Source organism: Polymorphobacter sp. (assembly GCF_051860865.1).
Taxonomy (GTDB): Bacteria; Pseudomonadota; Alphaproteobacteria; order Sphingomonadales; family Sphingomonadaceae; genus Sandarakinorhabdus.
In genome coordinates, this window is record NZ_JBIMKZ010000049.1 from 1 (window position 1) to 24,886 (window position 24,886).

The 24,886-nt window shown below is 68.8% G+C and carries 22 protein-coding genes and 1 tRNA gene; 12 read left to right on the plus strand and 11 right to left on the minus strand.

What is annotated here, in order from left to right; genetic code table 11:
• Window positions 1–26: 26 nt before the first annotated feature.
• The 4 genes from ACTIFJ_RS10100 to ACTIFJ_RS10115 all read left to right on the plus strand — a co-directional run bounded on the left by ACTIFJ_RS10100 (window position 27) and on the right by ACTIFJ_RS10115 (window position 4,832).
• Window positions 27–113 (plus strand) — tRNA-Leu (locus ACTIFJ_RS10100).
• A 60-nt stretch (window positions 114–173) separates the two neighbouring features.
• A complete protein-coding gene (locus ACTIFJ_RS10105) occupies window positions 174–2,387 on the plus strand; it encodes a spermidine synthase (protein ID WP_439533986.1) in 2,214 nt (737 codons plus the stop codon).
• A 122-nt stretch (window positions 2,388–2,509) separates the two neighbouring features.
• Window positions 2,510–3,481, plus strand: a complete 972-nt coding sequence (locus tag ACTIFJ_RS10110; protein ID WP_439533987.1) for an aldo/keto reductase — start codon at window positions 2,510–2,512, stop codon at window positions 3,479–3,481.
• Between the two features lie 16 nt (window positions 3,482–3,497).
• Window positions 3,498–4,832 carry an NTP/NDP exchange transporter gene (locus tag ACTIFJ_RS10115; protein WP_439533988.1) on the plus strand — a complete coding sequence of 445 codons (1,335 nt, stop codon included), beginning with the start codon at window positions 3,498–3,500 and terminating at the stop codon, window positions 4,830–4,832.
• An 11-nt stretch (window positions 4,833–4,843) separates the two neighbouring features.
• Here ACTIFJ_RS10115 and ACTIFJ_RS10120 read toward each other — a convergent pair whose 3' ends face one another.
• The 3 genes from ACTIFJ_RS10120 to ACTIFJ_RS10130 are packed head-to-tail and all read right to left on the minus strand — an operon-like array spanning window position 4,844 to window position 9,043.
• Complete coding sequence (locus ACTIFJ_RS10120) at window positions 4,844–5,122, minus strand: hypothetical protein (RefSeq protein ID WP_439533989.1); 279 nt, start codon at window positions 5,120–5,122, stop codon at window positions 4,844–4,846.
• A complete protein-coding gene (locus tag ACTIFJ_RS10125) occupies window positions 5,097–7,493 on the minus strand; it encodes a YbcC family protein (protein WP_439533990.1) in 2,397 nt (798 codons plus the stop codon). The genes ACTIFJ_RS10120 and ACTIFJ_RS10125 overlap by 26 nt, the downstream gene beginning before the upstream one ends.
• Window positions 7,490–9,043: a proton-conducting transporter transmembrane domain-containing protein gene (locus ACTIFJ_RS10130; protein ID WP_439533991.1), complete on the minus strand. Its 1,554-nt coding sequence runs from the start codon at window positions 9,041–9,043 to the stop codon at window positions 7,490–7,492. The genes ACTIFJ_RS10125 and ACTIFJ_RS10130 overlap by 4 nt, the downstream gene beginning before the upstream one ends.
• A gap of 102 nt (window positions 9,044–9,145) precedes the next feature.
• Between ACTIFJ_RS10130 and ACTIFJ_RS10135 the strand changes: the two genes are divergently transcribed.
• The 3 genes from ACTIFJ_RS10135 to ACTIFJ_RS10145 all read left to right on the plus strand — a co-directional run bounded on the left by ACTIFJ_RS10135 (window position 9,146) and on the right by ACTIFJ_RS10145 (window position 11,322).
• A complete protein-coding gene (locus ACTIFJ_RS10135) occupies window positions 9,146–10,042 on the plus strand; it encodes a LysR family transcriptional regulator (RefSeq protein ID WP_439533992.1) in 897 nt (298 codons plus the stop codon).
• 78 nt (window positions 10,043–10,120) lie between these two features.
• Window positions 10,121–10,828: a cytochrome c oxidase assembly protein gene (locus tag ACTIFJ_RS10140; protein WP_439533993.1), complete on the plus strand. Its 708-nt coding sequence runs from the start codon at window positions 10,121–10,123 to the stop codon at window positions 10,826–10,828.
• A complete protein-coding gene (locus ACTIFJ_RS10145; protein WP_439533994.1) occupies window positions 10,825–11,322 on the plus strand; it encodes a CopD family protein in 498 nt (165 codons plus the stop codon). Before ACTIFJ_RS10140 ends, ACTIFJ_RS10145 begins: the two co-directional genes overlap by 4 nt.
• Here ACTIFJ_RS10145 and ACTIFJ_RS10150 read toward each other — a convergent pair.
• Complete coding sequence (locus ACTIFJ_RS10150; protein ID WP_439533995.1) at window positions 11,292–11,798, minus strand: DUF2231 domain-containing protein; 507 nt, start codon at window positions 11,796–11,798, stop codon at window positions 11,292–11,294. The two genes, ACTIFJ_RS10145 and ACTIFJ_RS10150, sit on opposite strands and share 31 nt — an antisense overlap.
• 50 nt (window positions 11,799–11,848) lie before the next feature.
• Between ACTIFJ_RS10150 and ACTIFJ_RS10155 the strand changes: the two genes are divergently transcribed.
• The 5 genes from ACTIFJ_RS10155 to ACTIFJ_RS10175 all read left to right on the plus strand — a co-directional run bounded on the left by ACTIFJ_RS10155 (window position 11,849) and on the right by ACTIFJ_RS10175 (window position 18,684).
• Window positions 11,849–12,487 (plus strand): cytochrome c oxidase subunit II, encoded by a 639-nt coding sequence (locus ACTIFJ_RS10155; protein WP_439533996.1) that lies wholly within the window; start codon window positions 11,849–11,851, stop codon window positions 12,485–12,487.
• Window positions 12,484–14,973, plus strand: a complete 2,490-nt coding sequence (gene ctaD / locus ACTIFJ_RS10160; RefSeq protein ID WP_439533997.1) for a cytochrome c oxidase subunit I — start codon at window positions 12,484–12,486, stop codon at window positions 14,971–14,973. The genes ACTIFJ_RS10155 and ctaD overlap by 4 nt, the downstream gene beginning before the upstream one ends.
• Window positions 14,970–15,296 carry a hypothetical protein gene (locus ACTIFJ_RS10165; RefSeq protein WP_439533998.1) on the plus strand — a complete coding sequence of 109 codons (327 nt, stop codon included), beginning with the start codon at window positions 14,970–14,972 and terminating at the stop codon, window positions 15,294–15,296. The genes ctaD and ACTIFJ_RS10165 overlap by 4 nt, the downstream gene beginning before the upstream one ends.
• Before the next feature lie 110 nt (window positions 15,297–15,406).
• The gene (locus tag ACTIFJ_RS10170) at window positions 15,407–16,246 is read left to right on the plus strand and encodes a formate/nitrite transporter family protein (protein ID WP_439533999.1); all 840 of its coding nucleotides are present in this window, start codon (window positions 15,407–15,409) and stop codon (window positions 16,244–16,246) included.
• A 26-nt stretch (window positions 16,247–16,272) separates the two neighbouring features.
• A complete protein-coding gene (locus tag ACTIFJ_RS10175; RefSeq protein ID WP_439534000.1) occupies window positions 16,273–18,684 on the plus strand; it encodes an FdhF/YdeP family oxidoreductase in 2,412 nt (803 codons plus the stop codon).
• On the opposite strand, the gene ACTIFJ_RS10180 is transcribed toward ACTIFJ_RS10175, so the two are convergent.
• The 7 genes from ACTIFJ_RS10180 to ACTIFJ_RS10210 form a co-directional block, all read right to left on the minus strand.
• The gene (locus ACTIFJ_RS10180; protein ID WP_439534001.1) at window positions 18,656–19,228 is read right to left on the minus strand and encodes a histidine phosphatase family protein; all 573 of its coding nucleotides are present in this window, start codon (window positions 19,226–19,228) and stop codon (window positions 18,656–18,658) included. The two genes, ACTIFJ_RS10175 and ACTIFJ_RS10180, sit on opposite strands and share 29 nt — an antisense overlap.
• Window positions 19,225–20,010 carry an adenosylcobinamide-GDP ribazoletransferase gene (locus ACTIFJ_RS10185; protein ID WP_439534002.1) on the minus strand — a complete coding sequence of 262 codons (786 nt, stop codon included), beginning with the start codon at window positions 20,008–20,010 and terminating at the stop codon, window positions 19,225–19,227. Before ACTIFJ_RS10185 ends, ACTIFJ_RS10180 begins: the two co-directional genes overlap by 4 nt.
• Window positions 20,007–21,032 (minus strand): nicotinate-nucleotide--dimethylbenzimidazole phosphoribosyltransferase, encoded by a 1,026-nt coding sequence (gene cobT, locus ACTIFJ_RS10190; RefSeq protein ID WP_439534003.1) that lies wholly within the window; start codon window positions 21,030–21,032, stop codon window positions 20,007–20,009. The genes ACTIFJ_RS10185 and cobT overlap by 4 nt, the downstream gene beginning before the upstream one ends.
• Window positions 21,029–22,489 (minus strand): cobyric acid synthase, encoded by a 1,461-nt coding sequence (locus ACTIFJ_RS10195; protein WP_439534004.1) that lies wholly within the window; start codon window positions 22,487–22,489, stop codon window positions 21,029–21,031. Before ACTIFJ_RS10195 ends, cobT begins: the two co-directional genes overlap by 4 nt.
• Complete coding sequence (gene cbiB, locus ACTIFJ_RS10200; protein WP_439534005.1) at window positions 22,477–23,403, minus strand: adenosylcobinamide-phosphate synthase CbiB; 927 nt, start codon at window positions 23,401–23,403, stop codon at window positions 22,477–22,479. The genes ACTIFJ_RS10195 and cbiB overlap by 13 nt, the downstream gene beginning before the upstream one ends.
• Complete coding sequence (locus tag ACTIFJ_RS10205) at window positions 23,403–24,182, minus strand: ABC transporter ATP-binding protein (protein ID WP_439534006.1); 780 nt, start codon at window positions 24,180–24,182, stop codon at window positions 23,403–23,405. The genes cbiB and ACTIFJ_RS10205 overlap by 1 nt, the downstream gene beginning before the upstream one ends.
• Window positions 24,179–24,886, minus strand: a 708-nt coding sequence (locus tag ACTIFJ_RS10210) for a FecCD family ABC transporter permease (protein WP_439534007.1), incomplete at its 5' end; no start/stop codon positions are given. The genes ACTIFJ_RS10210 and ACTIFJ_RS10205, both read right to left, overlap by 4 nt.

The window sequence follows — 24,886 nt, forward strand, 5'->3', positions numbered from 1 at the left end:
CCCATAACAGCCGGCGCCTACCCCGTGCCCAGATGGCGGAATTGGTAGACGCACCAGCTTCAGGTGCTGGCGCTCGCAAGGGCGTGGAGGTTCGAGTCCTCTTCTGGGCACCATTTTCCTGCTTGTGCACGCGTGTCTGTTGCGGCGGTGATGCGGCGATGCGAGAGACGGCGATGCCGTCCGTTTTCCTCCGTCCGCTTTTCGTTATCACCGTGCTCGTCGGCAGCTTTCTGCTGTTCCTGATCCAGCCGATGTTCGCGCGGATGGTGATGCCGCGTCTGGGTGGATCGTCTTCGGTGTGGCTGGTGGCCATGCTGTTTTACCAGGCCGTGCTGCTCGGCGGCTATCTCTATGCCCATGCGCTCCAACGGCTGGCGCTGCGGCGGCAGATGGTTGTCCATCTGGCGCTGTTCGGGGTGGCCGGGCTGACCTTGCCGGTGGCGACTGCGACCTGGGTGCCTGATGCGGGCGCTTGGCCGCCGGCTCTGTCGTTGCTGGCGCTGCTGGTCGTTTCGATCGGGCCGGTGTTCCTGGTCGTCTCGGCACAGGCGCCGTTAATGCAGGCCTGGTTTGCGCGGAGCGACGACCCGGCGGCGGGGGCGCCCTATTTTCTGTATGCCGCCTCGAATGCCGGCAGCCTGGCTGCGCTTTTTGCTTATCCGCTGCTGATCGAGCCTGCGGCGCGGCTGGCTACGCAGGGCTGGGCGTGGTCGGCCGGGTTTGCCGGGCTGCTGCTGCTCGTCGCGCTTGCCGGTTGGGCGGCGCTGCGGCGACCGGGGGTGGCGATCGGCGCGCCGCGGGGCGCGGTGACCGGCCGCCAGCGCCTGCGCTGGACGTTGCTGGCGCTGGTGCCGTCGGGGCTGCTGCTGTCGACCACGGCGCATCTGACCACCGACATCATGGCGATTCCGCTGCTGTGGGTGATTCCGCTGGCGGTGTATCTGCTCAGCTTCATCATCGCCTTCGGGCCGGGCGGCGCCGGGGCGACGCGGATTGCCGTCGGCGCGGCGCCGGTCCTGCTGCTGCTGCTTGGCGGCTCGACGTTTTTCACCGTCAGCGCGGCGGTGGTATTCTACGCCGCCTCGGGCGTCGTGCTGCTGTTCGTCGTGGCGCTGGCGCTGCATGGCACTCTTGCGGCCGAGCGCCCTGCTGCGGGCAATCTCACCGACTATTATCTGTGGATCTCGGTCGGTGGCGCGCTCGGCGGTGTGGTGTGCGCGCTACTGGCGCCGCTGCTGTTCGACTGGGGCTATGAGCATCCGTTGCTGCTGATCGCTGCGGCGCTGCTGCTGCCGGCACGGCCTGTGGCGGCATGGGCGGAGCGGCTTTGGACGGGCCGGGCGGGCACGGCAATGCGGTGGGTGCTGCCGGTCGCGGCGCTGGCCGCCTCGCTGGCCGGCGCGTCCTGGATGGGGCAACAGACGGACGCTTCGCTGATGGCGATGATTTTCATCATGCTCGCGGCGCTGGTGTCGATCGGGCGGGCGGCGTGGTTCGCCTGGGCGTTGCTGATGCTGATGATGACGCTCGGCGGGTGGAAGCATTTCGATCCGGCCTATGCGCCGGTCGAGCGGACGCGCAGCTTTTTCGGCATCTATACAGTCAGTGACTCGCAGAGCCGCCGGGTGCGCGAGTTGCAGCATGGCACCACGCTGCACGGGGTCCAGTCGCTCGATGCCGACACGGCAACGCGCCCGACTAGCTATTATGCTCCGGGCTCCGGCGTGGGGCGGGTGTTCGCTGCGGCGCCCGTGCTGTTCGGGCCGCAGGCGCGGATGGCGTTCGTCGGCCTCGGGTCGGGCACGCTCGCCTGTTATGCGCAGGCGGGGCAGCGCTGGACGGCGTTCGAGATCGATCCGGCGATGGTGGCGATCGCACGTGACCGGCGATTGTTCAGCTATGTCGAGCGGTGCACCCCGGACCTGCGCATCATTGTTGGCGATGCCCGGCTGATGCTGGCGCGGGAGCCGGCGGCGAGCGTCGATATGCTGGCGGTCGATGCGTTTTCTTCCGACGCGATCCCGCTACACCTGATGACGGCGGAGGCCTTCCGCGTCTATGCCCGCGCGCTGTCGGCGGACGGCGTGCTGCTGATCCATATCTCGAACCGCTATCTGGACCTTGAGCCAGTGGTGGCCGCGATGGCCCGAAGCGAGGGCTGGAGTGCGCGAATCCGACGGTTTGTGCCGGCGACAGCCGATGTGCCGGGTCAGGCCGACAGCATGTCGGTGTGGATTGCGCTGACCCGCTCGCCGGCGCGGATGGGGCAGGTGATTGCGGCCACGGGCGATGCGCCGGCGGACTGGGCGCGGCTGCGTGAACGGCCGGGCATGCAGCCATGGACCGACGACTTCGCCTCGATCCTGCCCGCGCTCAAGCCGCTCTGACGGCGCGCATCGACCCCGCGTAGCCTTGTCGCGGCGGCGGCGCGATGGCACCCTTCGCCTTGGGCGAGGCGCCCTGCCCTCGGCCGCTGGATCTTGAGCCTGAACAAAATGAAGGATCGGCCATGGTTTTGATGACGCGACGCGAGGGACTGGGCCTGGCCCTGGGCGGGGCCGCGAGCCTCATCGCCGGCGGCCCCGGGTTCGCTGCCGATGGGAAGACGGCTGACAAGGCCGCCTCTTTGCTCACCCGTGCCATTCCCGGGACCGGCGAGCGGCTGCCGGTGATCGGCCTTGGCAGCTCGGCGACATTTTCCCAGGTTGCGCGCTCGGAGGAAACGACCGCGCTGCGCGACGTGCTGACGACCATGGTCGCCAATGGCGGCACGGTATTCGATACTGCGCCGAGCTACGGCGCCTCGGAAGAGGTGGCCGGGCGGATCGCCCAGGACGCCGGCATCAGTGACAAGCTGTTCTGGGCGACCAAGGTCAATGTCGCCGGGCGCGGCGGCAAGGCCGATCCGGACGAGGCCCGGGCACAGATCGAGCAGTCCTTCCTCCGCATCGGCAAGCCGAAGATCGATCTGATCCAGGTCCATAATGTCGGCGATCCGCCGGCGCAGTTGGCAATCCTGAAAGCGTTGAAGGCCGCCGGGCGGGTCCGCTATATCGGCATCACCTCGACCTTCGAGGAGCAATATCCGACCCTGCTCTCGGTCATGCGCAACGAGCCGATCGACTTCATCGGAGTGGACTATGCGGTCGACAATCGCGACGCGGAAGCCACCATCCTGCCGCTGGCGGCGGCGCGGAAGATCGGCGTGCTTGTCTATGCGCCATTCGGGCGGACGCGGCTGTTCCGACGCATCGGGGACCGGCCGCTGCCGGACTGGGCCGCCGAGATCGACGCGAAGACATGGGCGCAGGTGTTGCTGAAGTGGATCATTGGCCATTCGGCGGTGACCGTCGTCACGCCGGCGACCAGCCAGGCGAAGAACATGCTCGATAATCTGGGCGGCGGCATCGGCCGGGTGCCCGACGAGGCCCTGCGCCAGCGCATCGGCCGCTTTATCGACGCCTTGCCGCAAGCGTCCTAGCCGCCGGGGAGGGACAATGAGCCGGCCCGGACTTGTGCAACGCCAGCTTGCCCGCGTCGCCCGGATCGAGCCGGGCGAAACACGGGCGGTGATTGCCGCCTTCTTCCTGTTCTTCTTCGTGCTGGGCAGCTACTTCGCGGTGCGGCCGGCGCGCGAGACAATTGGCACGCTGCTTGGCCGCGACCGGGTGGCCGACCTGTGGCTGTATACGGCGCTGTTCTCGATCGCGATCATTCCTATCTATGGCTGGCTGATTGCCCATGTGCGGCGCAGCCTGGTGCTGCCGTGCCTCTATGGCTCCGTGTCGGTGATGCTCGTGGGGCTGGGCGTGGCGATGGGCGATGGCGCGATCGACGGCGATGTCGGCGCCTTCTTCTATGTGTGGATCAGTGTCCTCAACCTGATGCTGGTCTCGGTGTTCTGGAGCTTCCTGCTCGAGATCTTCTCGAGCGAACAGAGCCGCCGACTGTTCGGATTCGTCGCCGCTGGGGGCACCTTCGGCGCGCTCGCGGGACCGCTGATGACGGCGCTATTTGCCGAGACGCTCGGCGTGCCGGGGCTGCTCTATCTTGCCGCCGGTGGCTTCGCCTGTGCGATCGGCTGCCAGCTCGTGCTGCTTTCGGCCTGCAAGCCGTTGGCGGGGATTCCGGCGGCGGGCGAGGCGCGTACCGATCGGCCGGTGGGTGGCAATCCGTTTGCGGGCATCAGCCAGGTGCTGTCGTCGCCCTATCTGATCGGCATCGCCACCTTCGTCTGCCTGTTGTCGGCGGCGAATACCGTGCTCTACTTCGAGCAGCTGCGGCTGGTTGAAGAAGCGTTTCCGGACACAGACCAGCGCACGCAGGTGTTCGCCAGCATCGATGTCGTCGTACAGGCGCTGACGGTGGTGACGCAGCTGTTCCTGACCGGTCGGATCGCCACCCGGTTCGGCGTGACGGCGCTGCTGTCGCTGCTGCCGGTGATCATGGTGGCGGGCTTTCTGGCGCTGGCGGCATTCCAGACGTTCGCCGTGCTGGGGGTGGTGTTCGTGCTACGGCGCTGGGGCGAATATGCGCTGGTGCGGCCGGGCCGGGAGATGCTGTTCTCCAAGCTCGACACCGAGACCAAGTACAAGGCCAAGAATTTCATCGACGTGCCCGTCTATCGCTTCGCCGACTATGTCGGGGCGCAGGCGAAGACCGGGATCGATGCGGTCACCGCGTCCCCGGCGGTGAGCGTGCTGGCCGGGGCCGGGCTGGCGGCGCTGTGGGCGCTGAACGGTCTATGGCTCGGCCGGCGCCATGACGCGGCGCGGGCGCAGTCCGGGGGCCTCGACAAGATGCCCGGGGAGGCGGGCCCGCAAGGCCGCTGACGCCGCGCGGCTCAGCCGGCATCATTCCCCCTCCGGGCGATCCTGAGTGGCTGCATCGCAGTCTTGCAGTCGGCCTGGGCAAGCGGGGCAATGACATGACGGAGGATCTCGATCTCGTTGTGCAGCCCGATCGGATCATGGCCATCGGCGGCGAGCAGCGCGGCCTTCAGCCAGTCGCTGACCTGCGGGCTTTCGAGCAGCCGGGCGATGCGGGCGTTGGTGATCGCCAGCAGCGTCTCGGGCTCGTGCCGCACGGGCGCACGCTCAAGCGGCGAGCGGCGTCGCTGCATCGGCCGACTCCATCGGCACCCATTCGGACTGGCCGGCGTAGCGCCAGGCCATCCGGCCGCTGTCGTCCAGCGCGATCAGATGCAGCCAGCGGTTGTCGAACAGCGCCGCGACGGCCGGATGGCGCCAGAGAATGGTCGTCATCGCCTCGATCGGCGCCTCGACGCAGACGGTGAGCCGCAGTGGCTCGTGCGCCAGCCCGGCGCCATCATGCACCGATTGCCAAGGCAGGCCGGTGCGCAGCGCGCCGCCATTGCCCTCGACCACGCCGAAGCCGCCGACGACATTGTGCAGCAGCTTGTTGCCGCCGCCGAACAGCTCCGGCGCCACGCAGGAGCCATAATATTGCAGGCTGATCCAGCTGGCGACGACCACCGGCGCAGTGAGGATCAGCTCCAGCACGCCGAAGCCCTCATCATCGCGCCAGACATAATCGTGCAGGAAGGCGCGGCCGGCGAGATTACGCCCGGCGGTGCGGGCGCGCGGGGCGGCGATGAAGGCCTGGCATCCAGCCAGCCCCCATTCCGGCCGGGTTTCCGCCCAGTCTGTGCTGCGCCGGACCAATTGGGCACCGCCGGTGGCGCGCGGCAGGCGGATCGCCCGCTCGCTGCGCGCGATGGCGCCGGCGGCGTCCAGCCATTGGCGGGCCCGGGCAATCTGATTGTGGTGGGCCGGGCCGGCTGCGTCGGCGTCGAACAGGCGGACGGCGTCGGTCGTGGTGTCGTGCAACGCGGCCAGGAATAATGTGGTCTCCGGGACCGCGATGCCTTCGGCCGACAGACCGGCGCGGACCTGGGGATCGTTGAGCAGCGTCGCCAGCAGCCGGGCGTTGACGTCCCCCGTATAGCCGCCGCAGGCGCCGCAATGGAGCGCGCTGGCATGGGGGTTGTTGACGACATTGGCGCCGTGCCCGGCGAGCATGACGAGGGGGGCAAAGCCCCGGGTGAGCGACATCGCCCGCAGGATCGAGGCCGTCATCCGCACGCGGCCGGGCAGGTCGAGCGCCGGGTCTGGCCGGGGCGCGGGGTCCTGATCGGGGCTGGCACCGCCGATGCCGAGCGCATCGCGCAGGAGCTTGAGGCCATAGGTCGGGCCCGCCGCCTCGACGAAGGCGAAGGACGAGACCGCCGCCAACTTGAAGCGCGCCCAGGCACGGACAACCCGCACCTCCAGCCGCCGCGCCGTATTGGCAGGGACGTCCTCCGGATTGCCGGCCGTGCTGGTGAAGCCGGGGTTGAGCAGCACCGGCAGCCGGTGCTCGGCGACATCCGAGCCGAGCCGGCGATGGGCGGCGGTCAGGCCGAAGAAGCCAGCGAAGCCCAAAGTCTGGATGCGGGGATCGATCGCCTCCAGCGACCGCCTGAACACTTCCGAGCGGACATCGATGCAGAAGGCCATCTGTAGTGCCGGCGCCTCGGCAGCGGGTGGTGCATCGACGGCCAGCCGGGCGGCCAGAGACCGCTGGCCGGCGCGCTCGGCCGCTTCCTGAAGGATGGCGTCGATGCACTGCGCGGGTGTCGGCGTCAGCGGCACGGCATGGGCGGCAACGGTCGCCTCCCATGCCGTGCCCACCAGCGGGCGCAGCTGGTCGAGCAGCGCGACCTCCCAGAGCAGCCGGATGGCGAGGAAATCGGTAATGGTGCCGTCATCGCTGCCGACCAGCTGCGCCTGCCACTGGCGATAGCGCGCCGCCTGGGCCCAGCCGCCGAGGGTCGACAGGGCGCGGTGGAAGACGCTGGTCATGGCCGCGGGCGTGAGGCCGAGTTGCGCCACCGCCTGCGCCAGCAGCGGCGAGGCGGCATCGGGCGCCTCGGCGACACGGGCCGAGAAGCCGCCGAGGCCGAGCAGCTCCGGCGTCAGGTCATGGGTGGCGACGGCACGCCAGGCCGCCAGCGCCGAGCGGCCGCGCGGCGCGGCCCACAGCGCCTGGCCTTCATCGAACCAGCCGGCGGCAAAATGGCCGAAGCGCTCGGCGATGATCGATGGCCAGTCGACGCCGGTCGCCTCGGCGGCGAGTTCGGCTACCGTCGGGAGCGCGCGCGGGGCCGGCGACGGCGTCAAGGCCGCCGCCTTGAGCGCCGCGACATTCTCCGGCCGCCATCCGGAGGGCATGGACGGTGCCGCCGCCAGCGCTGCCGCCAGGTCATCGTCGGTGATCACACCGGAGGCGATGCGGGCAGCATACCAACTACGCTCCATGGTCACCGCGACCCCGGCGGCGCGGGCCATCCGCGCGGCGACCATCGCCAGCGGCTCGCCGGTCTGGCCGAGCCAGGGATTGACGGCGACCGTCGCGGCCAGCGGCCATGCCGGGGGAATGGCGGCGGCGGCGGCGGCACTGGCCTCGGCGATTTTGGTGATGTCGATCGTCATGACCGGACCCTCCGACTGGTTGGTTGCGCGTTGCCGATCGCCCATCCGCCGATCAGCCGGTCGGTGAGCGTGTTGACATACAGGCCGTTGGAAAGATGGACGCGGATCGCCGCGGCGGCCGGGTGGCCGGCCCAGAGCGGCAGCATCGCCTGGGCAACGGCGACCAGCCCGAAGCTCAGCACCGCCACCGACAGCAGCACCCATTCAAGCGGACCGGGGGGCGGGGCGGGCGGCAGGCTGCCGGCGGTGATCCAGGTGACAGCGACGTGCAGGGCGAAATAGCCGAGCGAGGCAAGGGCCGACAGCGTCACCAGCCGCCGGGTCAACGCCAACGGCGCCGCCTCGGCCAGGCCCTGCGCCACCAGATAGGCGATGCCGAAGATCAGAATGGCGCCGAGCGCCAGCGCCTGCGGAGACTGGCCGAGGAAGCCGACCGCCGCGCCGATCAGCGCATAGATCAACAGCGCCACCAGAAAGGCCCGGCCGACGGCGCGCGGGCCGGGGATCGCCACCCCGCCCGGCCGCCGGAACAGGGCGATCCGCTCGACGGCGCCGCCCGAAGACAGGAAGGCATGCGCCTTGTAGAGCGAGTGCGCAACGATGTGCAGCAGCGCCAGCGGGAACAGCGCCAGCCCGCACTGCATGATCATGAAGCCCATCTGGGCGATGGTCGACCAGGCCAGCGAGGTCTTTATCGCCGGCTGGGTCAGCATCACCATGCCCCCGAACAGCGCGGTGAAGCCGCCGACCATCACCAGCCCGGCAAGCGCAGCCGGCGACAACAGCATCACATCGGCGAAGCGGATCAGCAGATAGCCGCCGGCGTTGATCACACCCGCGTGAAGCAGCGCCGACACCGGGGTCGGCGCCTCCATCACTTCGGTCAGCCAGCCATGGGTCGGGAATTGCGCCGACTTGAGCAGTGCCGCCAGCGCCAGCAGCGCCGCGCCCGCCACCGCCAAGCCGCCGCCCTCGCCGGCCCGGGCGGCGCTGTTGATGGCGGCGATGTCGGCCGTCCGATAGGCCGCCACCAGCAGCCCGGTGGCGGCGAGCAGCGCCAGGTCGGCGGCGCGGGCGACCAGGAACTTCTTGCGCGCCGCCCGCCGTGCCGCCGGCCGCTCAGCATAGAACAGCAGCAGCCGGGTAAGGCCGAGACTGGTGCCGATCCAGGCGAGGATGAACAGCAGCAGATGGCCGGCCACCACCAGCAGCATCACGCATCCCAGCGTGGCGCACAGCCAGGCCATGAACAAGCCCTGTCGGGCCTCGCCGTCCAGATAGGTGCGGGCGAAGCGCACCACCACCCAGCCGACGAAGGCGACCAGCAGCAGCATGGTGGCGCTGACAGCGTCGTGCAGTACGAGCGTGTCGAGAAGCGGGCCGTGGAGCGCCAGGTCGACGGCGGCTAGCGCCGCGGCGACCAGCCCGGCCAGCACCAGGGCTTCGATCGCCCCGACCGTGTGCCGCGCCAGCCGCCCCGGTTGCGCGAAGCCGGCGATGGCGGCTGCTATCGCCAGCAGCGGTGGTCCGATCACCAGAAGTTCATGCATGCCGCCCTCGTTCGATGCCCAGATGTCGAGCGGCGTCCTAGCGGTTCGATGTTACTGCAAAAAATTCATTGTTTCGCGCCAATCATTCTGTTTCATGAATATATGGAGCTGAACTACAACCATCTGCGCTATTTCTGGGAGGTCGCCCATGACGGCCATCTGACGCGCACCGCCGCCCGTCTCAACGTGTCGCAATCGGCGCTGTCGGTGCAGATTCGGAAGCTGGAGGACCGGCTCGGCCATCCGCTGTTCGAGCGGCGCGGCCGGCAGTTGCACCTGACCGAGGCCGGGCGCATCGCGCTCGACCATGCCGATGCGATTTTCGCCACCGGCAAGGATCTGCTCGGCACGCTGCGCCAGACCGGCACCTCTCGCCAGGCGGTCCGCATCGGTGCACTCGCCACCCTGTCGCGCAATTTCCAGATCGGCTTTGTCCAGCCGCTGGTTGACCGGCCGGACCTCGAGTTGGTCCTGCGTTCGGGCAGCGCCGCCGAGCTGCTGCGCGGGTTGCAGGCGATGGCGCTCGATGTCGTGCTGACCAACCAACCGCCCGACAGTGATGCGCTGGCGCCGTTCATCGTCCACAAATTGTCCGAGCAGCATGTCGGCCTTGTCGGTGCGCCGGCGCTGCTCGGCGAGACCCGCAGCATACTGGCGCTGCTCACCCTCCATCCGGTGATCCTGCCCTCGATCGGCAGCAGCGTGCGCACCGGCTTCGATGCGCTGGTCGACCGGCTCAGGGTGCGGGTGCAAATCGCCGCCGAGGTCGACGACGTGGCGATGATGCGGCTGCTGGTGCGCGAAGGCGTTGCGCTGGCGGTACTACCACCGATTGCCGTCCGCGATGAACTGGCCACCGGCGCCCTGATCGAAGCCGAAGAACTGCCCGGGATCGTCGAAGCCTTTTTCGCCGTCACGGTAAGCCGGCGCTTTCCCAACCCGATCGTGCGCACGCTGATCGACACCGCGCGACAGGGCGATAATCCGTCCGTTGCCTGATGCCCGCAATGGAACGCTTGGCCGAGTATTTTGTTCATCTCTATTCGGCAGTCTGCCGGGGCATGACGAGGATGGACGATGACTGCCTATTGCGGCCCCCCGCCGACGCCTGTTGAATGGCTGTCGCAGTGGAATTTTGATCCACTGGTGATCGGCGGGCTGGCGGTTATGCTGGTGGTCGGGATGAGGGCCCCCCGGAGCCAGCGCGGACAGCGGCAGGGCCTGCTGCTGGCGGTCGCCGTGCTAGCGCTGCTATTCATCTCGCCACTTTGCGCGCTGACATCGGCGCTGTTCTCGGCGCGCGTGCTGCACCACCTGCTGCTGGTCGCGGTGGCGGCGCCCTTGCTGGCGCTGGCTTTTCCGCGGGCGGCGGCCACGGCGCCGGGGCCGGCGCTGATTGTCTCGACGTTGGTCTTCTGGGCCTGGCACGTCCCGACCTTTTATGCGGCGGCGCTCGACGATCCAGCGCTTTACTGGGTGATGCAGGCGAGTCTGTTCGGGACGGCGCTGGCGTTCTGGCGGGCCGTGCTGTCACCGGGCGAGCCGGCGGCGGCGCTGGTGGCGGCGGTGGCGGCGACGGCGCAGATGGGGCTGCTCGGCGCGCTGCTGGCCTTCGCCCCGAACCCGCTCTACGCGCCCCACCTCGCCTCGACCCTGCCCTGGGGTCTTGGCCCGCTGGCCGACCAGCAACTGGCGGGACTGTTGATGTGGGTGCCAGGCATGGCGCCCTATCTGGTGATCGCCGTCGTGCTGATGCGGCGCGGTTGGCGGACAGCGCAGACATGACGATATTGGTGGCGCTGAAAACGGTTCATATCGCGGCGCTGATCATCTGGTGTGCCGGGCTGCTGGCGCTGCCGCTGCTGCTGATGGCCGATCATGAGGGACAATCGCAATCGGCCTATACGCGGCTGCGGCTGACGCTCCAGAATGCCTATGTCGGTGTCGTCACTCCGGCGGCCATCGTCGCCGTGGCTGTCGGCACGGCGCTGATTTTCGTGGCCGAAGTCTATGTCCCCTGGATGTTCGCCAAGCTGGTGGCGGTGGGATTTCTGGTCGGGCTCCATGGCCTGACCGGCCACGCCATCATCGCCATCGGCGAAAGGCCCGGCGAGGCGCGGCTGCTGCTGGCTATTCCCCGGCTGGTGGCGGCGCTGCTGCTGATGATCATCATCCTGGTGCTGGTGCTGGCCAAGCCGGTTATCCCGCTCGACCTGGTGCCCGACTGGCTGATGACGCCGCGCGATATTCAACTGCCCTTGGACGAGGTGCCGATTTGATAGTCGAACACCAGCTTGCCGCCGTGCCAGCCGGTCAGCGCCGTCGCGCCGACTGCCAGCGCCGAGACCAATATGCCCCAGGGCAGCACGGCCTGCTCATAGCCGCCGAGCCGGAAACCCCAGTTGGCGCCGAGCACCGACAGCAGCATCACCGCGAAGATGAAGTGCGACCAGCTGGCGGCGCGGCGGCGGATGCCCGGCACCAGCAGCAGCTCGACGGTGCCCGAAATCCCCGCCAGCACGCCGAACAGAAAGGCCATGCCGCAGGCCCAGAGGCTGGCCCGTGCCCAGAAGGCGTCCCCGGTCAGCCAGTAAAAACTGTCGGCTCCAAAGGCACAGAAGGCCAGCGCGATCGGAAAGGCGACGAACATCGCGTGGATCGGGTGGCCGGCAATCGCGATCTTCGATTCGGTCCGATGAAAATCGGGATGGGCCTCGACCGGGTCGACGAGGGCCTCGGGGATGTCTGCCGTCACGGAGCGCTCCTTTGCTGATACGACAACCACGCACCCTGCCGATCTGTTGCATGCTGGTGTTTACTGGCTGCGCCGGCCCCTTGTCGACATTGGCGCCCGATGGCCCGGCGGCGGACTCGATCGCCACCCTGTGGTGGGTGATGCTCGCCGGCGCGGTGTTGATCTTCGGGCTGACAATGGGGCTGTTCACGCTTGCCTTCCGCACGCGCGACGCGTCGGCGGCCTCGACGCGGGTCTGGATCAAGGGGCTGGGCATCGCCTTTCCCACGGTCGTTCTGATCGCGCTGCTGTTCTATGGGCTGGTGGTCGGCGAGCGACTGCAGGCGGTGCCGACGGCCGATGTCGTCGTGGAGGCGACAAGCCGGCAATGGGCGTGGCGGTTCGAGCATGTCCGTGCCGATGGCCAGCGGCTCGGCAGCAACGGCGTGATGCATGTTCCCGCCGGCCGGCCGGTCGATGTCGTCGTGCGGTCCGAGGACGTCATCCACAGCTTCTGGGTGCCGGTGCTGGCCGGCAAGATCGACGCCATTCCCGGCAAGACCAACCGGATGCGGCTGCTCACCCGCAGGCCCGGCCGCTACGGCGGTGTCTGCGCCGAATTCTGCGGGACCGGGCATACCGGCCATGACTTCATCGTCATCGCCCATGACGCCGCGTCCTGGGCGGCGCTGGCGGGGCCGGGCCGATGACAGCGCTGCGTCGCCACCGCGCGCTCGACGCGATCTGGGACCGCGGGCCGGGCTGGCGCGGGGCGCTGGCATCGGTCAACCACACCGACATCGGCCGGCGGTTCATCCTCACGGCGTTCGTCTTCTTCCTGATCGGCGGCGTGCTGGCGATGCTGATCCGCGCTCAGCTGGCGACGCCGGGCAGCGCCTTCATCGGCCCGGACGAGTACAACCAGATTTTCACGATGCACGGCAGCATCATGATGTTCCTGTTCGCCATCCCGATGATCGAGGGGCTGGCCTTCTACATGCTGCCGAAGCTGCTCGGCAGCCGCGACATGGCCTTCCCGCGCCTCTCGGCCTATGGCTATTGGTGCTATCTGTTCGGCGGCGGTATCATGATCGTGGCGCTGCTGCTCGGCGTGGCGCCCGATGCCGGCTGGTTCATGTACACGCCGCTGTCCTCGAAGATCTATACGCCGGGGATCAACAGCGACATCTGGCTGATCGGCGTGACCTTTGTCGAGATTTCGGCGATGGCGGCCGCCATTGAAATCATGGTCTCCGTGCTCAAGGTGCGCACGGCGGACCTGCGGCTGGACCGGATGCCGCTGTTCGGCTGGTACATGCTGGTGACGGCACTGATGATGCTGATCGGCTTTCCGCCCTTGATCATGGGGTCGATCCTGCTCGAGACCGAGCGCGCCTTCGACTGGCCGTTCTTCGATCCCGAGCGCGGCGGCGACCCGTTGCTCTGGCAGCACCTGTTCTGGCTGTTCGGCCATCCGGAGGTCTATATCATCTTCCTGCCGGCGGCCGGCGTCGTTTCGACGGTGCTGCCGGTGATGGCCCGCACCCGGATCCTCGGCTATGGCTGGATCGTCGCGGCGATCCTGGCGCTGGCGTTCCTGAGCTTCGGGCTCTGGGTCCACCACATGTTCACCACCGGCATTCCGCACATGGCGCTGGGGTTCTTCTCGGCCGCCTCGGCGCTGGTGGCGATTCCTACCGCGATCCAGATCTTCGCCTGGATCGGTACGCTCTGGGCCGGCAAGCCCGAACTGAAGCTGCCGATGCTCTATATCCTCGGCTTTTTCGTGGTGTTCATCATCGGCGGGCTGACCGGCGTGATGCTGGCGATGGTGCCGTTCAACTGGCAGGCGCACGACACGGCGTTCGTCACCGCGCATTTGCATTATGTACTGGTTGGCGGGTTCATTTTCCCATTCCTTGCCGGCAGCGCCTATTGGCTGCCGCATTTTACCGGCAGGCGGCCGAGCGAACGCCTGGGCGTGGCTGCCTTCTGGCTGATCTTCATCGGCTTCAACCTGACCTTCTTCCTGATGCACATGGCCGGCCTGCTCGGCCAGCCGCGCCGCATCCACAGCTATCCGGAAGGTATGGGCTGGACCTGGTATAATCTGCTGTCGTCGGTGGGCAGCTTCATCATGGCCTTCGGCTTCGCGCTGTTCGCCATCGATGTGGCCTTGCAGATTTTTCTCGGCGGCAAGGCCCGGCGCAATCCCTGGCGGGCGGGCACGCTGGAATGGGCGATGCTGCTGCCGCCACCGAGCTATAATTTCGCCAGCCAGCCGCAGCTGTCGAGCGAAGAACCGCTTGCCGACAATCCGGCGCTGCCATTGTCGCTGGCACGCGGCGAGGGCCTGTTGGCCGTGCCCCGGCACGGCTGGCGCGAGACGCTGGGCGGCGACATGCTGAGCGGCAAGCCAGCTTATATCATCATCCTGCCCGGCAACAGCCTGTTGCCGCTGGGGATGGCGATCGTTACCGGCGGCTTGTTCCTGTCGATTCTGTTCGGCGTCTATGCGCTGGCGCCGCTTTTTCTCATCGGCATCGCCGCCTGCGGCTGGCGCTGGGCCTGGGCGCTGGGCAGCCGGCACACCATTGGCCCACTCGATGCCGGCGGTGGCATCAGCTTGCCCGTGCAAGGGGAGGCGCCGGGATCGACCGGCCACTGGGGCAGCGTCTTGGCGTTGGTTGCCGACGGCACGATGTTTGCCACGCTGGTGTTCGGCTATGCCTATTTGTGGACGATCGCCAGTGGCTGGCCACCGCTCGAATTGATCTCGGCAGCGCCCTGGGGCGCCGTTCTCGCGGCGCTGGCGCTGGCGGCGAGCAGCCTGACGGTGCGCAAAGCGTTGGCGCCGGCAGCCAGGCGGGACGAACTTCGGCGGCGGTGGCTGGCCTTTGCCATGGCCGGGCAGGCCGTAGCGGTGGCCCTGCTGGCGGTGGAGATGGCGACGGCGATCCCCTCCCCCACGAGCCATGCCTACGCCGCTACGGTCATGGTGCTTTTCGTCTATGCAGCGCTGCATTGTACGCTGGCGCTGGTGATCGCGGCCTTTGCCCGGGCGCGCATTGTGGCCGGCTTCGTCGATGATGCCCGCACGGCCGAGCTGCGGATGGCGGTGATGTGGCAGGATTTTGCTGCAATGGTCACGGTAATCGTGCTGCTGGTGACCAAAGTGCCGGCGATGCTGGCATGACGCGGCTGCTGATCGCGCTTGTCGGCCTTGTCGGTTGGGCGGGCGGCTTCTCGCTGCTCTATGCCGTTCATGGTCTTGGCTGCGCGCGGGGCTGGTCGGCCGTGGATGTCGGCCCGGTCGATCTGCACCGGCTGCTGCTCTTCGCCGTCTGGGCGGCCAGCGTGGCGGGGCTGGGCTGGTGGACTTGGCGGACATGGCGTGCGCCCGCTGGGCCGATGCCGCTGCTGGGGTGGCTGGCGCGCATCTCCGCCATCACCGGACTGGGCGCGATGATCGTGACCGGCCTGCCGGTGCTGATGGTGCGCATGTGCGGGGCGGTTTAGCCGGTGATCGAAAAACCGGGGAACCCGAGGAGCCAGGGGCTGTTCTCATCCAGAGAGAGTGGCGCGAAGCCGTCGCATTGCCCCCTGTTTGCCCGCCAAGGAGCCCGCCCGTGTCGTCAACGACCGTCGCCGACCCGAACGCTATTGCCGACGAAGCCGTCAGCAAGGGCAAGGACAAGGCCGGGTTGGATTTCGGTGTGCTGGCGGTGCTGGCCCTGCTCGCGGGCGTGTACATCAGCTTTGGTGGGCTGTTCGCCCTTGTCGCCCTGGGCGGCGCCGAGGGGATGCCGTTCGGTACAGGTCAGCTGCTGGCGGGGGTGGCCTTCTCGATCGGACTGATCCTCGTCATGATCGGTGGCGCCGAGCTGTTTACCGGCAACACGTTGATCGTCATGGCCTGGGCGGAAGGTGAGATCGGGCTTTGGGGCGGCGTTCGCGCTTTGGCGCTCGTCTATGGGTTCAACCTGCTGGGCTCGCTGATCATCGCCGGACTGGCGATGGCTGCGGCCGCCCATCTCGCAGGGGACGGAGCGGTCGGCGTTGCCGCGCTGGACATGGCGGACAGCAAGGTGAAGCTCGGTTTCGGGACGGCGCTCGCCAGCGGCATCCTCGCCAACATGCTGGTCTGCCTGGCGGTCTGGCTGTCGTTCGGTGCACGCACGGCCGCCGACAAAGTGCTTGTCATCATCCCGCCGATCGCTGCCTTCGTGGCCGCCGGGCTTGAACACTCGATCGCCAACATGTTTCTGATTCCGTTCGGGTGGCTGATCCAGCAGACGGCGGGGCCGGCGTTTTGGGCGATGACCGGCGTTGCCGCGGCCGATTATTCGGCCATTACCCTTGGCGGCTTTGTGGCTAATCTCGTGCCGGTGACGATCGGCAACATCATTGGCGGCTTCGCGGTCGGCGGTGCTTATTGGCTGGCTTATCTGCACCCCAAGGCCGGCTGACCATTCACGGCATGAAGGAGAGTTCCATGAGCGGCCCGAAGGATAATCCCGAGATCAAGGAATATACCGGTCCGTCCGGCGGCTATGGCTCGCTGGCCGGCGTCGCCAAGATCCTTGGCCGCGAAAATGTGCCGGACGCGCTGGTAACGCTCGGCCACCAGAACAAGCCCGATGGCTATATGTGCGTGTCCTGCGCCTGGGCGAAGCCGGCCGAGCCGCAGCCGTTCGAATATTGCGAAAATGGCGCCAAGGCGACGGCCTGGGAGATCACCCGCAAGCGCACCGACCAGAAATTCTTCGAAACCCATACGATGGCCGAGCTTTCCGGCTGGCTCGACCATGACCTTGAGGCGGCCGGCCGGCTGACCATGCCGATGCGCTGGGATCCGGCTACGGACAAATATGTACCCGTCAGCTGGGAATCTGCCTTCGAGGAAATCGGCCGGGAGTTGCGGGCGCTGGGAAACGATCCGGACCAGTCGATCTTCTATGCGAGCGGCCGCGCCAGCCTCGAAGCCAGCTACATGTTCCAGCTGTTCGCCCGGCTCTATGGTACCAACAATCTGCCCGACAGTTCGAACATGTGCCATGAATCGACGAGCGTCGCCCTGCCCGAGAGCATCGGCGTGTCGGTTGGCACGGTAACGCTGCAGGATTTCGAAACATCCGACCTGATGATCTATCTGGGGCACAATATCGCGACCAATGCGCCGCGCATGCTGCACCAGTTCCAGGATGCAAAGAACCGCGGTGCCACGATCGTCAGCATCAATCCGCTGCGCGAGCGCGGGCTGGAGCGGTTCAAGAACCCGCAGTCACCGAAGGAGATGCTGACCGGCAAGGAAACGCAGATCTCGGACACCATCCTGCAGGTAGCGGTCGGTGGCGACATCGCGGCGCTGACTGGTATCTGCAAAGCGGTAATCGCCATGGACGATGCTGCGCATCGTGAAGGCGAGGCCGGGCCGACCGACCGCGAGGCGCTGCTGGCGAAGACCGACGATGACGGCGGCTTCAGCATCAAGGCTGCCGCCGCTGCGGCACAGTCACGGCGCGTGCTCGACCATGATTTCATTGCCGAGCATACGCAGGGGTTCGAGTCCTTTGCCGATTACTGCCGCGTGGCCGATTGGGACGAGATCGAGCAGGTCTCGCAACTGTCGCGGGCCGATCTGGAAACGCTGGCCCAGCATTATGCCGAGGCCGAAAAGGTCATGCTGATCTATGGCATGGGGATCACCCAGCATGTGCATGGCACCGAAACCGTGCAGATGATGATCAATCTGTTGCTGCTTCGGGGCAATATCGGCAAGTCCGGGGCCGGAATCTGCCCGGTTCGGGGCCATTCCAACGTCCAGGGCCAACGCACCGTCGGGATTACCGAAAAGCCCGAGTTGGCACCGCTCGACAAGCTCAAGGAGCTCTACAACTTCGAGCCGCCGCGCCATGAGGGCTATACGACGGTCACCGGCTGCGAGGCGATGATCGAGGGCAAGGTGAAGGGCTTTGTCGCGCTCGGCGGCAATTTCATCCGCGCCGCACCCGATATCCCGCGTGTCGAGGCGGCATGGCGCAAGTTGCGACTGACCGTGGGGATCGCCACCAAGCTCAACCGCAGCCATGTGCTGCACGGCGAGGTGGCTTATCTGCTGCCCTGCCTCGGGCGGATCGAGATCGACGAACAGGCCAGCGGCCCACAGGCGGTGTCGATCGAGAGCAGCCTCGCCCAGTTCCATGGTTCGAAGGGCCGGGTGAAGCCGGCGTCGCCGGATTTGCTGTCGGAGCCGGCGATCATCGCCGGGATCGCCCGAGCGACGCTTCCCGAGAACCCGAAAGTGCCCTGGCAGGCCTGGACCGACGATTATTCGAAGGTCAGGAAGGCGATCGAGGAAACCTGGCCGTCGACCTTTGCCGGTCTGGACGAGCATATGTTCCGCCCCGGCGGCATCGAGCGGCCGGTGGCGGCGCGACAGCGCAAGTGGAACACCCGCAGCGGCAAGGCGAACTTCCTGCTGCCGACCCAGATGTTCGCCGGCACGCCCGAGAATTATCGCGGCGAGGACATTTTGCAGCTGACCACGGTGCGCAGCAACGACCAGTTCAACACCACCATCTATGGCTATCACGACCGTTTTCGCGGCGTGAACGGCACCCGGATGGTGGTGTTCATGAACGAAGCCGACATTGCGGCGCGCGGCCTTGCCGGCGACGAGATGGTCGATATGACCACGGCCATGGACGATGGCCATGAACGCGTGGTGCGGGGCTTCCGGATCGTACCCTATGACATCCCCAAGGGTAGCTGCGCGGCCTATTTTCCCGAGGCAACGCCGCTGGTGCCACTCGGCCATCATGACCTCCATGCCCATACCCCCGCCTACAAGGCGGTGCCGGTGCGGGTAACGGCGTCTACGCGGGAACGCGAACGGGCTGAGTAACGGCCGGCGCAGCCCAGCCCTCGCCATAGGCGGGCGTCAGCGCTGGCCAGGCGGCGACGGGCAGCGCGTCATGCCTTCCTCGCAGGGCGGCGATAGGGCCGCCATGGGTGATGACGAGGATGCGGCCGGCGGGAAGCCGGTCGTGGGCGGCGAGGACGCGGTCGGCGAGCTCCATCGTCGTCTCGCCGCCGCCGGGGCGGAAGCTGCCGGGAGCATCGATCATGCCGTCCATGGCGTTGCCGGTCTCACGGTAGATCGACGACCAGCGGCGGCCTTCCCAATCGCCGAAATCGCGTTCGCGCCAGCCGGGGTCGGCGCGCGGGCGGAGGCCGGCGAGATCGGCGACCAGCGCTGCCAGCGTCCGCGTGCGGCGGCGGTCCGAATGCAGGATGGCATCGGCGCGCCAGGCTGCCAGTGTCGGCGCCAGCCGCCGGGCATGGGCGCTGCCGGCCCGGCTGAGGCCGGCGTCGCTGCTGCCATAGCAGCGGCCATGCCAGTGTTGTGCCACTTCGGTATGGCGGACGAGCAGCAATTGCCGGGTCATGCCGCGGCGGCCAGCAGCGATATGAGCTGGCCAGCATAGGCGGCGAAGCCCAGGCAGTCACCGGTGCTGCCACCGATCCGGCGGAGCAACAGGCGGCGGAACCACAGGATGAACACCCCGCCAGCCAGCAGCGTTGCCAGCGCCGGCAGAGGCATCATGACCGCGAAGGGCAGCAGGCCGGGCGCCGCCGTGGCCAGCGCCATAGCGAGCACGCCGGCACCGACGCCGCCGCCGATATCCTTGGCCAGCCCGGTGCCGGCCGGTGCCGGCGGCACCAGCGCCATCAGCGCCGCGGCGACCAGCCGGCCAAAGCTGGCCGAGGCGATGATGACGACGGCGGCGGCCATCGGAGCGAAGGCCTGCAAGACCGTGATAAGCAGCACGGCGCGCAGGGCGAGCGCCAACCCGAGCCCGACGGCGCCGTAGCTGCCGATGCGGCTGTCCTTGAGGATCCGGCGGACATCCTCGGCGGTCAGACCGCCGCCGAAGGCATCGCAGAAATCGGCGACGGCATCCTCGTGAAAGGCGCCGGTCAGCCGTGCTTCGACCGCCAGCGCCATCAGCACGGCGACCGGCACCGGCCAAATGCTCGCCGCCGCCAGCGCCACTGCGGCCGTTACCATGCCGACCAGCGCACCGACCAGCGGGAACCAGCCGATAGCGCGGACCAACCCGGCTCGCACCGCTTCGGCCGACAGGCGCCCGGTGCCGGGCACCGGCACGCGCGTCAGGAACTGGACCGCCAGCAGCGGCGGCGCCCACCAGGGGCAGCGGTCGGTCATCCGCCGGCGCCGGCGGCCGCCAGCACCTCTTCGAGCAGCGCCACGTCGCCGATCAGTGCGGCGGCGCTGTCGAGCAGCGGCAGCGCCACCAGCGCGCCCGTTCCCTCACCAAGCCGCATCTCCCAATCGATCAAAGGTTCCAGACCGAGGTGAGCCAGCGCCGCGCCGTGGCCGGTCTCGGCCGAGCGGTGCGCGGCGATCAGCTGCCGGGCGGTGCCCGGCGCAAGTCGCTCAGCGATCAGCGCCGCCGCCGTGGCGACATAGCCATCGAGCAGCAGTGTCACGCCGGCCGCCGCGCCGGCGGCGAAGAAACCGGCCATCGCGACGATCTCGAACCCGGCGACGGCGGCGATGGCGGCGCGCGGATCGACATCGAGCAGCGGCACCGCCCGCGCCGCCGCATCGGCGACAATCCGCGCCTTGGTCGCCAGCGCCGCGTCATCGGCCCCGGCCCCCCGGCCGACCGCGACCGCCACCGGCGCACCGGCCAGCAGCATGGTCAGGCAGGCGGCGGGCGTGGTGTTGCCGATGCCCATCTCGCCGGTGATCAGCACGGCATTGCCGGCGGTGATCGCGCGCGCGGCTTCCTCGGCGCCAATGGCCCAGGCCGCCTCGAACTGCGCGACCGTCATCGCGCTGCCCTGCGAGAGGTCGGCGGTCCCCGGCGCGATAGCGGCGGCGCGGAAATGCGCCGGCCAGGGCCGGGGCGACGGCGTCACCGCGCCAACATCGACGAGCCGCAGCGTGCAGTCCTGCGCGGCGGCCAGCGCAGCGCTGCTGGCCCGGCCAGCGAGAATGGTCGCCATCATCAGCCCGGTCACCGCCGATGGCCAGGCCGAGACTCCCTGCGCGACGACGCCATGATCGGCGGCGAACAGGGTCAGCGCGCGCGGCCTTGTCACCGGATCGAGCCGCTGCTGGATCGTCGCCAGCCGGGCGGCCAGTGCCTCCAACCTGCCGAGGCTGCGGCGCGGCTTGGCCAGGGCATCGAGGCGGGACCAGGCGTCGGAGTCTTCGATCATGCGGCGGTTCCTGCGATGGCGAGCAAGGCCTCGGTATCGACGCAGCCGGCCAGCGCCTCGGCCAGCCGGTCGAGCGCGGCGTCGACACGCTGCCCCTGGTCAACGCCATCCGACACGGCGCCGAGCCGCGCCAGCCAGCCGGCGCGCTGGGCGGCATCGTTGAACAGCCCATGGATATAGCAGCCAGCGACCCGGCCATCGGCGGTGACGGCGCCGTCCAGGCTGCCGTCCGCCATCCGCAGCAGCGGCACCGTGCCGGTCGCGGCGATGGTGCGGCCGGCGTGGATCTCGTAGCCGGCAAAGGCATGGCCATCGGCGAGGCTGATGCCGCTGGTCGCGGTCAGCCGCTTGTCACCGGTCAGGCTTGTGTCCACCGGCAAATAGCCGAGGCCGTCGACGGTCTGGGCCGGGCCTTCGATGCCCTCGGGGTCGGCGATCGTTCGGCCGAGCATCTGGTAGCCGCCGCAGATGCCGAGCAGCCGGCCGCCGCGCCGGAGATGGCCGGCGATGTCGATGTCCCAGCCCTGGGCACGGAGGAAGGCGAGGTCGGCGATGGTGGCCTTGGTGCCGGGCAGGATGACCAGCGCCGCCTCCGCAGGGATCGGCTGGCCGGGCGGCACGAACAGCAGGCGGACGCCGGGCTCATGTGCCAGCGGATCGAAATCGTCGAAATTGGCGATTCGTGACAGCATCGGCACGGCGATGGTGACAGCGCCGGCGGCGGGGCGGGCCGTTTCGAGGACCACGCCGTCCTCGGCCGGCAGCTGTCGGGCGGCGGCGATCCAAGGGATGACGCCGAGCCCCGGCCAGCCGGTGCGGCGGGCGATCTCGGCATAGCCATCGTCGAACAGGCGGACGTCGCCGCGGAACTTGTTGATGAGAAAGCCCTGGATCATCGCTGCGTCGTCGGGGTCGATCACCGTTTTAGTGCCGACCACCGAGGCGATGACGCCGCCGCGATCGATGTCGCCGACCAGCACCACCGGCACGCCGGCGGCGCGGGCGAAACCCATGTTGGCGATGTCCCCGGCGCGCAGGTTGATTTCGGCCGGGCTGCCGGCGCCCTCGACGATGACCAGTTCGGCGCGGGCGCGCAGCCGGCCATAGCTCTCCATCACCGCGCCCAGCAGCTCGCCCTTGCGGCGCTGGTAATCGCCGGCGCCGAGCTGGCCGATGACGCGGCCATGGACAATGACCTGCGCCCCGGTGTCGGACTGGGGCTTGATCAGCACCGGGTTCATGTCGCTGGCGAGCGGCGCGCGGCAGGCGATGGCCTGCAGCGCCTGGGCCCGGCCGATCTCGCCGCCATCGGCGGTGACGGCGGCATTGTTCGACATGTTCTGCGGCTTGAACGGCAGCACGCTAAGGCCGCGATTGGTGAACAGCCGACACAAGCCGGCGACCAGCACCGACTTGCCGACGTCCGACCCGGTGCCCTGGAGCATCACCGCAGCCATGCCAGGCCTCCCGCGATCAGCCAGAGCAGCAGGCAGGCGCGGCGATAGATGGCCAGCGCCCGAAGAAGGTCCGCCGGCCCCGGCGCCGGGCCGGTACCGAGCCGGGCGCGGAAGGCCGGTTCGCCATCATAGCTGACCGGACCGCCGAGCTGCCGCCCCAGCGCCCCGGCCATTGCCGCTTCCGGCCAGCCGCCATTGGGCGAGGCATGGCGGGCGGCATCGGCCCACATCACCGACAGGCCGCCGCCACCGGCCAGCGCCACCAGCAGGCCGGACAGCCGCGCCGGCAACAGCATCACCAGGTCGTCGGCCCGCGCCGCCGCCCAGCCGAAATCGCCATGGCGGGCATCGCGGTGGCCGATCATCGAATCGGCCGTGTTGATCGCCTTGCAGATCAACAGACCCGGCAGGCCGGCGATGAGGAACCAGAAGGCCGGCGCGACCACCCCGTCGCAGAAGCTCTCGGCGAGGCTCTCGATGCCGGCGACCGTAACGCCTTGGTCATCGAGCCCGGCGGTATCGCGGCCGACGATGGCGGCGACGGCGGTGCGGGCGGCGGGCAGGTCACCGGCGGCCAGCGGCCGGGCGACGGCGCGGACATGATCATGCAGGCTGCGCTGCGCGAGGCCGGTGGTGGCGACGAGCAGCAGCAGCGCGACGCCCCAGCCGTCGCCGGCAGCTGCGGTGATCAGCCAGCCGGCGCCGCCGGCCAGCGCCGAGATCGCCAGCAACAGCAATAGGCCCATCGCCCGGCGGCGGCGGGCGGCGCCGGCATTCCACCGCGCGTCGAGCTCGGCGATGACGGCGCCGATCCAGCTGACCGGGTGGCCGATGAGAGCGAACAGCCAGGCCGGATAGCCGAGCACCGCCTCCAGCATCAGCACCGCCAGCAGCTGGTCGGCCCGGCCGGTCATCACTGGCGGCCGGTAGCGATGATGAAGCGATGGCCATCGGGCGTGTGGCCGACGTGCGCCGTCACCCCATAGGTCTCGGCGATCAGCGCGGGAGTCAGCACTGCGTCAGGCGGGCCATGGGCGACGATGCGACCGCCGCGCATCAGCAACACGGCATCGGCCACCCGCGCTGCCTGATTGAGATCATGGAGGACGACGATGACGCCGGCGGCGGCACCATTGCCGGACGCGATGGTGCGCAGCCGATCGAGGACATCGAGCTGGTGCGCCGGATCGAGGCTGGCCAGCGGCTCGTCGGCGAGCAGCCATTGCGGCGTGCCGGCCAGCACCCGGGCCAGCAGCACGCGGCCGCGCTCGCCGCCGGACAAGGTGTTGACCGTGCGGTGCGCCAGACCGGCGACATCGGTGGCCTGCATGGCGGCGGCGACAGCGGCGCGGTCGGTCTCGGTCTCGCCCCAGCGGCCGCGGTGCGGGAAGCGGCCGAGCGCCACCAGCGTGGCGACATCGACATCCCAGTTGACGTCGGCGGTCTGCGGCAGAAAGCCGATCCGCCGCGCCAGATCCTGCCGGGCGAGCGTTTCGCGCGGCACGTCATCGACCCGCACCACGCCGGCATCCGGGGTTCGCAGCCCAGCGAGGCAGGCGAGCAGCGTGGATTTTCCGGCGCCATTGGGCCCGAGCACGGCGGTGACTTGGCCCCGGGCGAAGCGCGCGCTGATGCCATCGAGCACCCGGTTTCCGCCGAGCGTCAGCGACAGTTGGTCGGCGTGCAGCGTCATGGCAGTTGCCGCCGCATGCGCAGCAACAGCGCCAGGAAGAACGGGCCGCCGAGCATCGACATGGCGATGCCGAGCCGCAGCTCGCTGACCGTCGGCGCGGCGCGAACGAGGCTGTCGGCGACCACCAGCAGCAGGGCGCCGCCCAGCGCCGAAGGCAGCAGCACAGCGGACGGGCGGTAGCCGGCGAAGGGGCGGACCAGATGCGGGACCATCAGGCCGACGAAGCCGATGATCCCCGCCGACGCCACCGAGGCGCCGACGCACAGGCCGACGCCGATGACGATGAGTATCTGCAGCCGCAGCGGATCGACGCCCATCGACCGGGCCGCCTGTTCCCCCAGCGTCAGCGCATCGAGCGAACGGCCGGTGGCGGCGAGCAGCGCGGCGCCGATAGCGACCAGCGGCAGCGCCAGCCAGACATCGTTCCAGCTGCGGTCGGTCAGCGCCCCCATCAGCCAGGTGACGATCTGCGAGGTGGCGAACGGCGTCGGCGCCAGGCTGATCGCCAGTGCCGTCATCGAGCCGGCGATGCTCGACAGGATGACACCGCCCAGCGTGAAGACGATCAGGCTGCCCGAGCGGCCGACCAGCAGCGCCAGCAGCGTCATCGCGGCGGCCGCGCCGGTCAGCGCGAACGCCGGCAGCAGCCAGGGCGCCGCCGCATAGCCGAAGAACAGCGAGATCACCGCGCCCAGCGCCGCGCC

Coding starts and splice junctions, on each gene's coding strand:
- ACTIFJ_RS10115 (WP_439533988.1), top strand. CDS start 3,498: ATGAGCCGGCCCGGACTTGTGCAACGCCAGCTTGCCCGCGTCGCCCGG.
- ACTIFJ_RS10165 (WP_439533998.1), top strand. CDS start 14,970: ATGACGCGGCTGCTGATCGCGCTTGTCGGCCTTGTCGGTTGGGCGGGC.
- ACTIFJ_RS10205 (WP_439534006.1), bottom strand. CDS start 24,182: ATGACGCTGCACGCCGACCAACTGTCGCTGACGCTCGGCGGAAACCGG.
- ACTIFJ_RS10130 (WP_439533991.1), bottom strand. CDS start 9,043: ATGCATGAACTTCTGGTGATCGGACCACCGCTGCTGGCGATAGCAGCC.
- cbiB (WP_439534005.1), bottom strand. CDS start 23,403: ATGACCGGCCGGGCCGACCAGCTGCTGGCGGTGCTGATGCTGGAGGCG.
- ctaD (WP_439533997.1), top strand. CDS start 12,484: ATGACAGCGCTGCGTCGCCACCGCGCGCTCGACGCGATCTGGGACCGC.
- ACTIFJ_RS10195 (WP_439534004.1), bottom strand. CDS start 22,489: ATGGCTGCGGTGATGCTCCAGGGCACCGGGTCGGACGTCGGCAAGTCG.
- ACTIFJ_RS10120 (WP_439533989.1), bottom strand. CDS start 5,122: ATGCAGCGACGCCGCTCGCCGCTTGAGCGTGCGCCCGTGCGGCACGAG.
- ACTIFJ_RS10175 (WP_439534000.1), top strand. CDS start 16,273: ATGAGCGGCCCGAAGGATAATCCCGAGATCAAGGAATATACCGGTCCG.
- ACTIFJ_RS10155 (WP_439533996.1), top strand. CDS start 11,849: ATGCTGGTGTTTACTGGCTGCGCCGGCCCCTTGTCGACATTGGCGCCC.
- ACTIFJ_RS10185 (WP_439534002.1), bottom strand. CDS start 20,010: ATGACCGACCGCTGCCCCTGGTGGGCGCCGCCGCTGCTGGCGGTCCAG.
- ACTIFJ_RS10105 (WP_439533986.1), top strand. CDS start 174: ATGCCGTCCGTTTTCCTCCGTCCGCTTTTCGTTATCACCGTGCTCGTC.
- ACTIFJ_RS10110 (WP_439533987.1), top strand. CDS start 2,510: ATGGTTTTGATGACGCGACGCGAGGGACTGGGCCTGGCCCTGGGCGGG.
- ACTIFJ_RS10125 (WP_439533990.1), bottom strand. CDS start 7,493: ATGACGATCGACATCACCAAAATCGCCGAGGCCAGTGCCGCCGCCGCC.
- ACTIFJ_RS10135 (WP_439533992.1), top strand. CDS start 9,146: ATGGAGCTGAACTACAACCATCTGCGCTATTTCTGGGAGGTCGCCCAT.
- ACTIFJ_RS10140 (WP_439533993.1), top strand. CDS start 10,121: ATGACTGCCTATTGCGGCCCCCCGCCGACGCCTGTTGAATGGCTGTCG.
- cobT (WP_439534003.1), bottom strand. CDS start 21,032: ATGATCGAAGACTCCGACGCCTGGTCCCGCCTCGATGCCCTGGCCAAG.
- ACTIFJ_RS10145 (WP_439533994.1), top strand. CDS start 10,825: ATGACGATATTGGTGGCGCTGAAAACGGTTCATATCGCGGCGCTGATC.
- ACTIFJ_RS10180 (WP_439534001.1), bottom strand. CDS start 19,228: ATGACCCGGCAATTGCTGCTCGTCCGCCATACCGAAGTGGCACAACAC.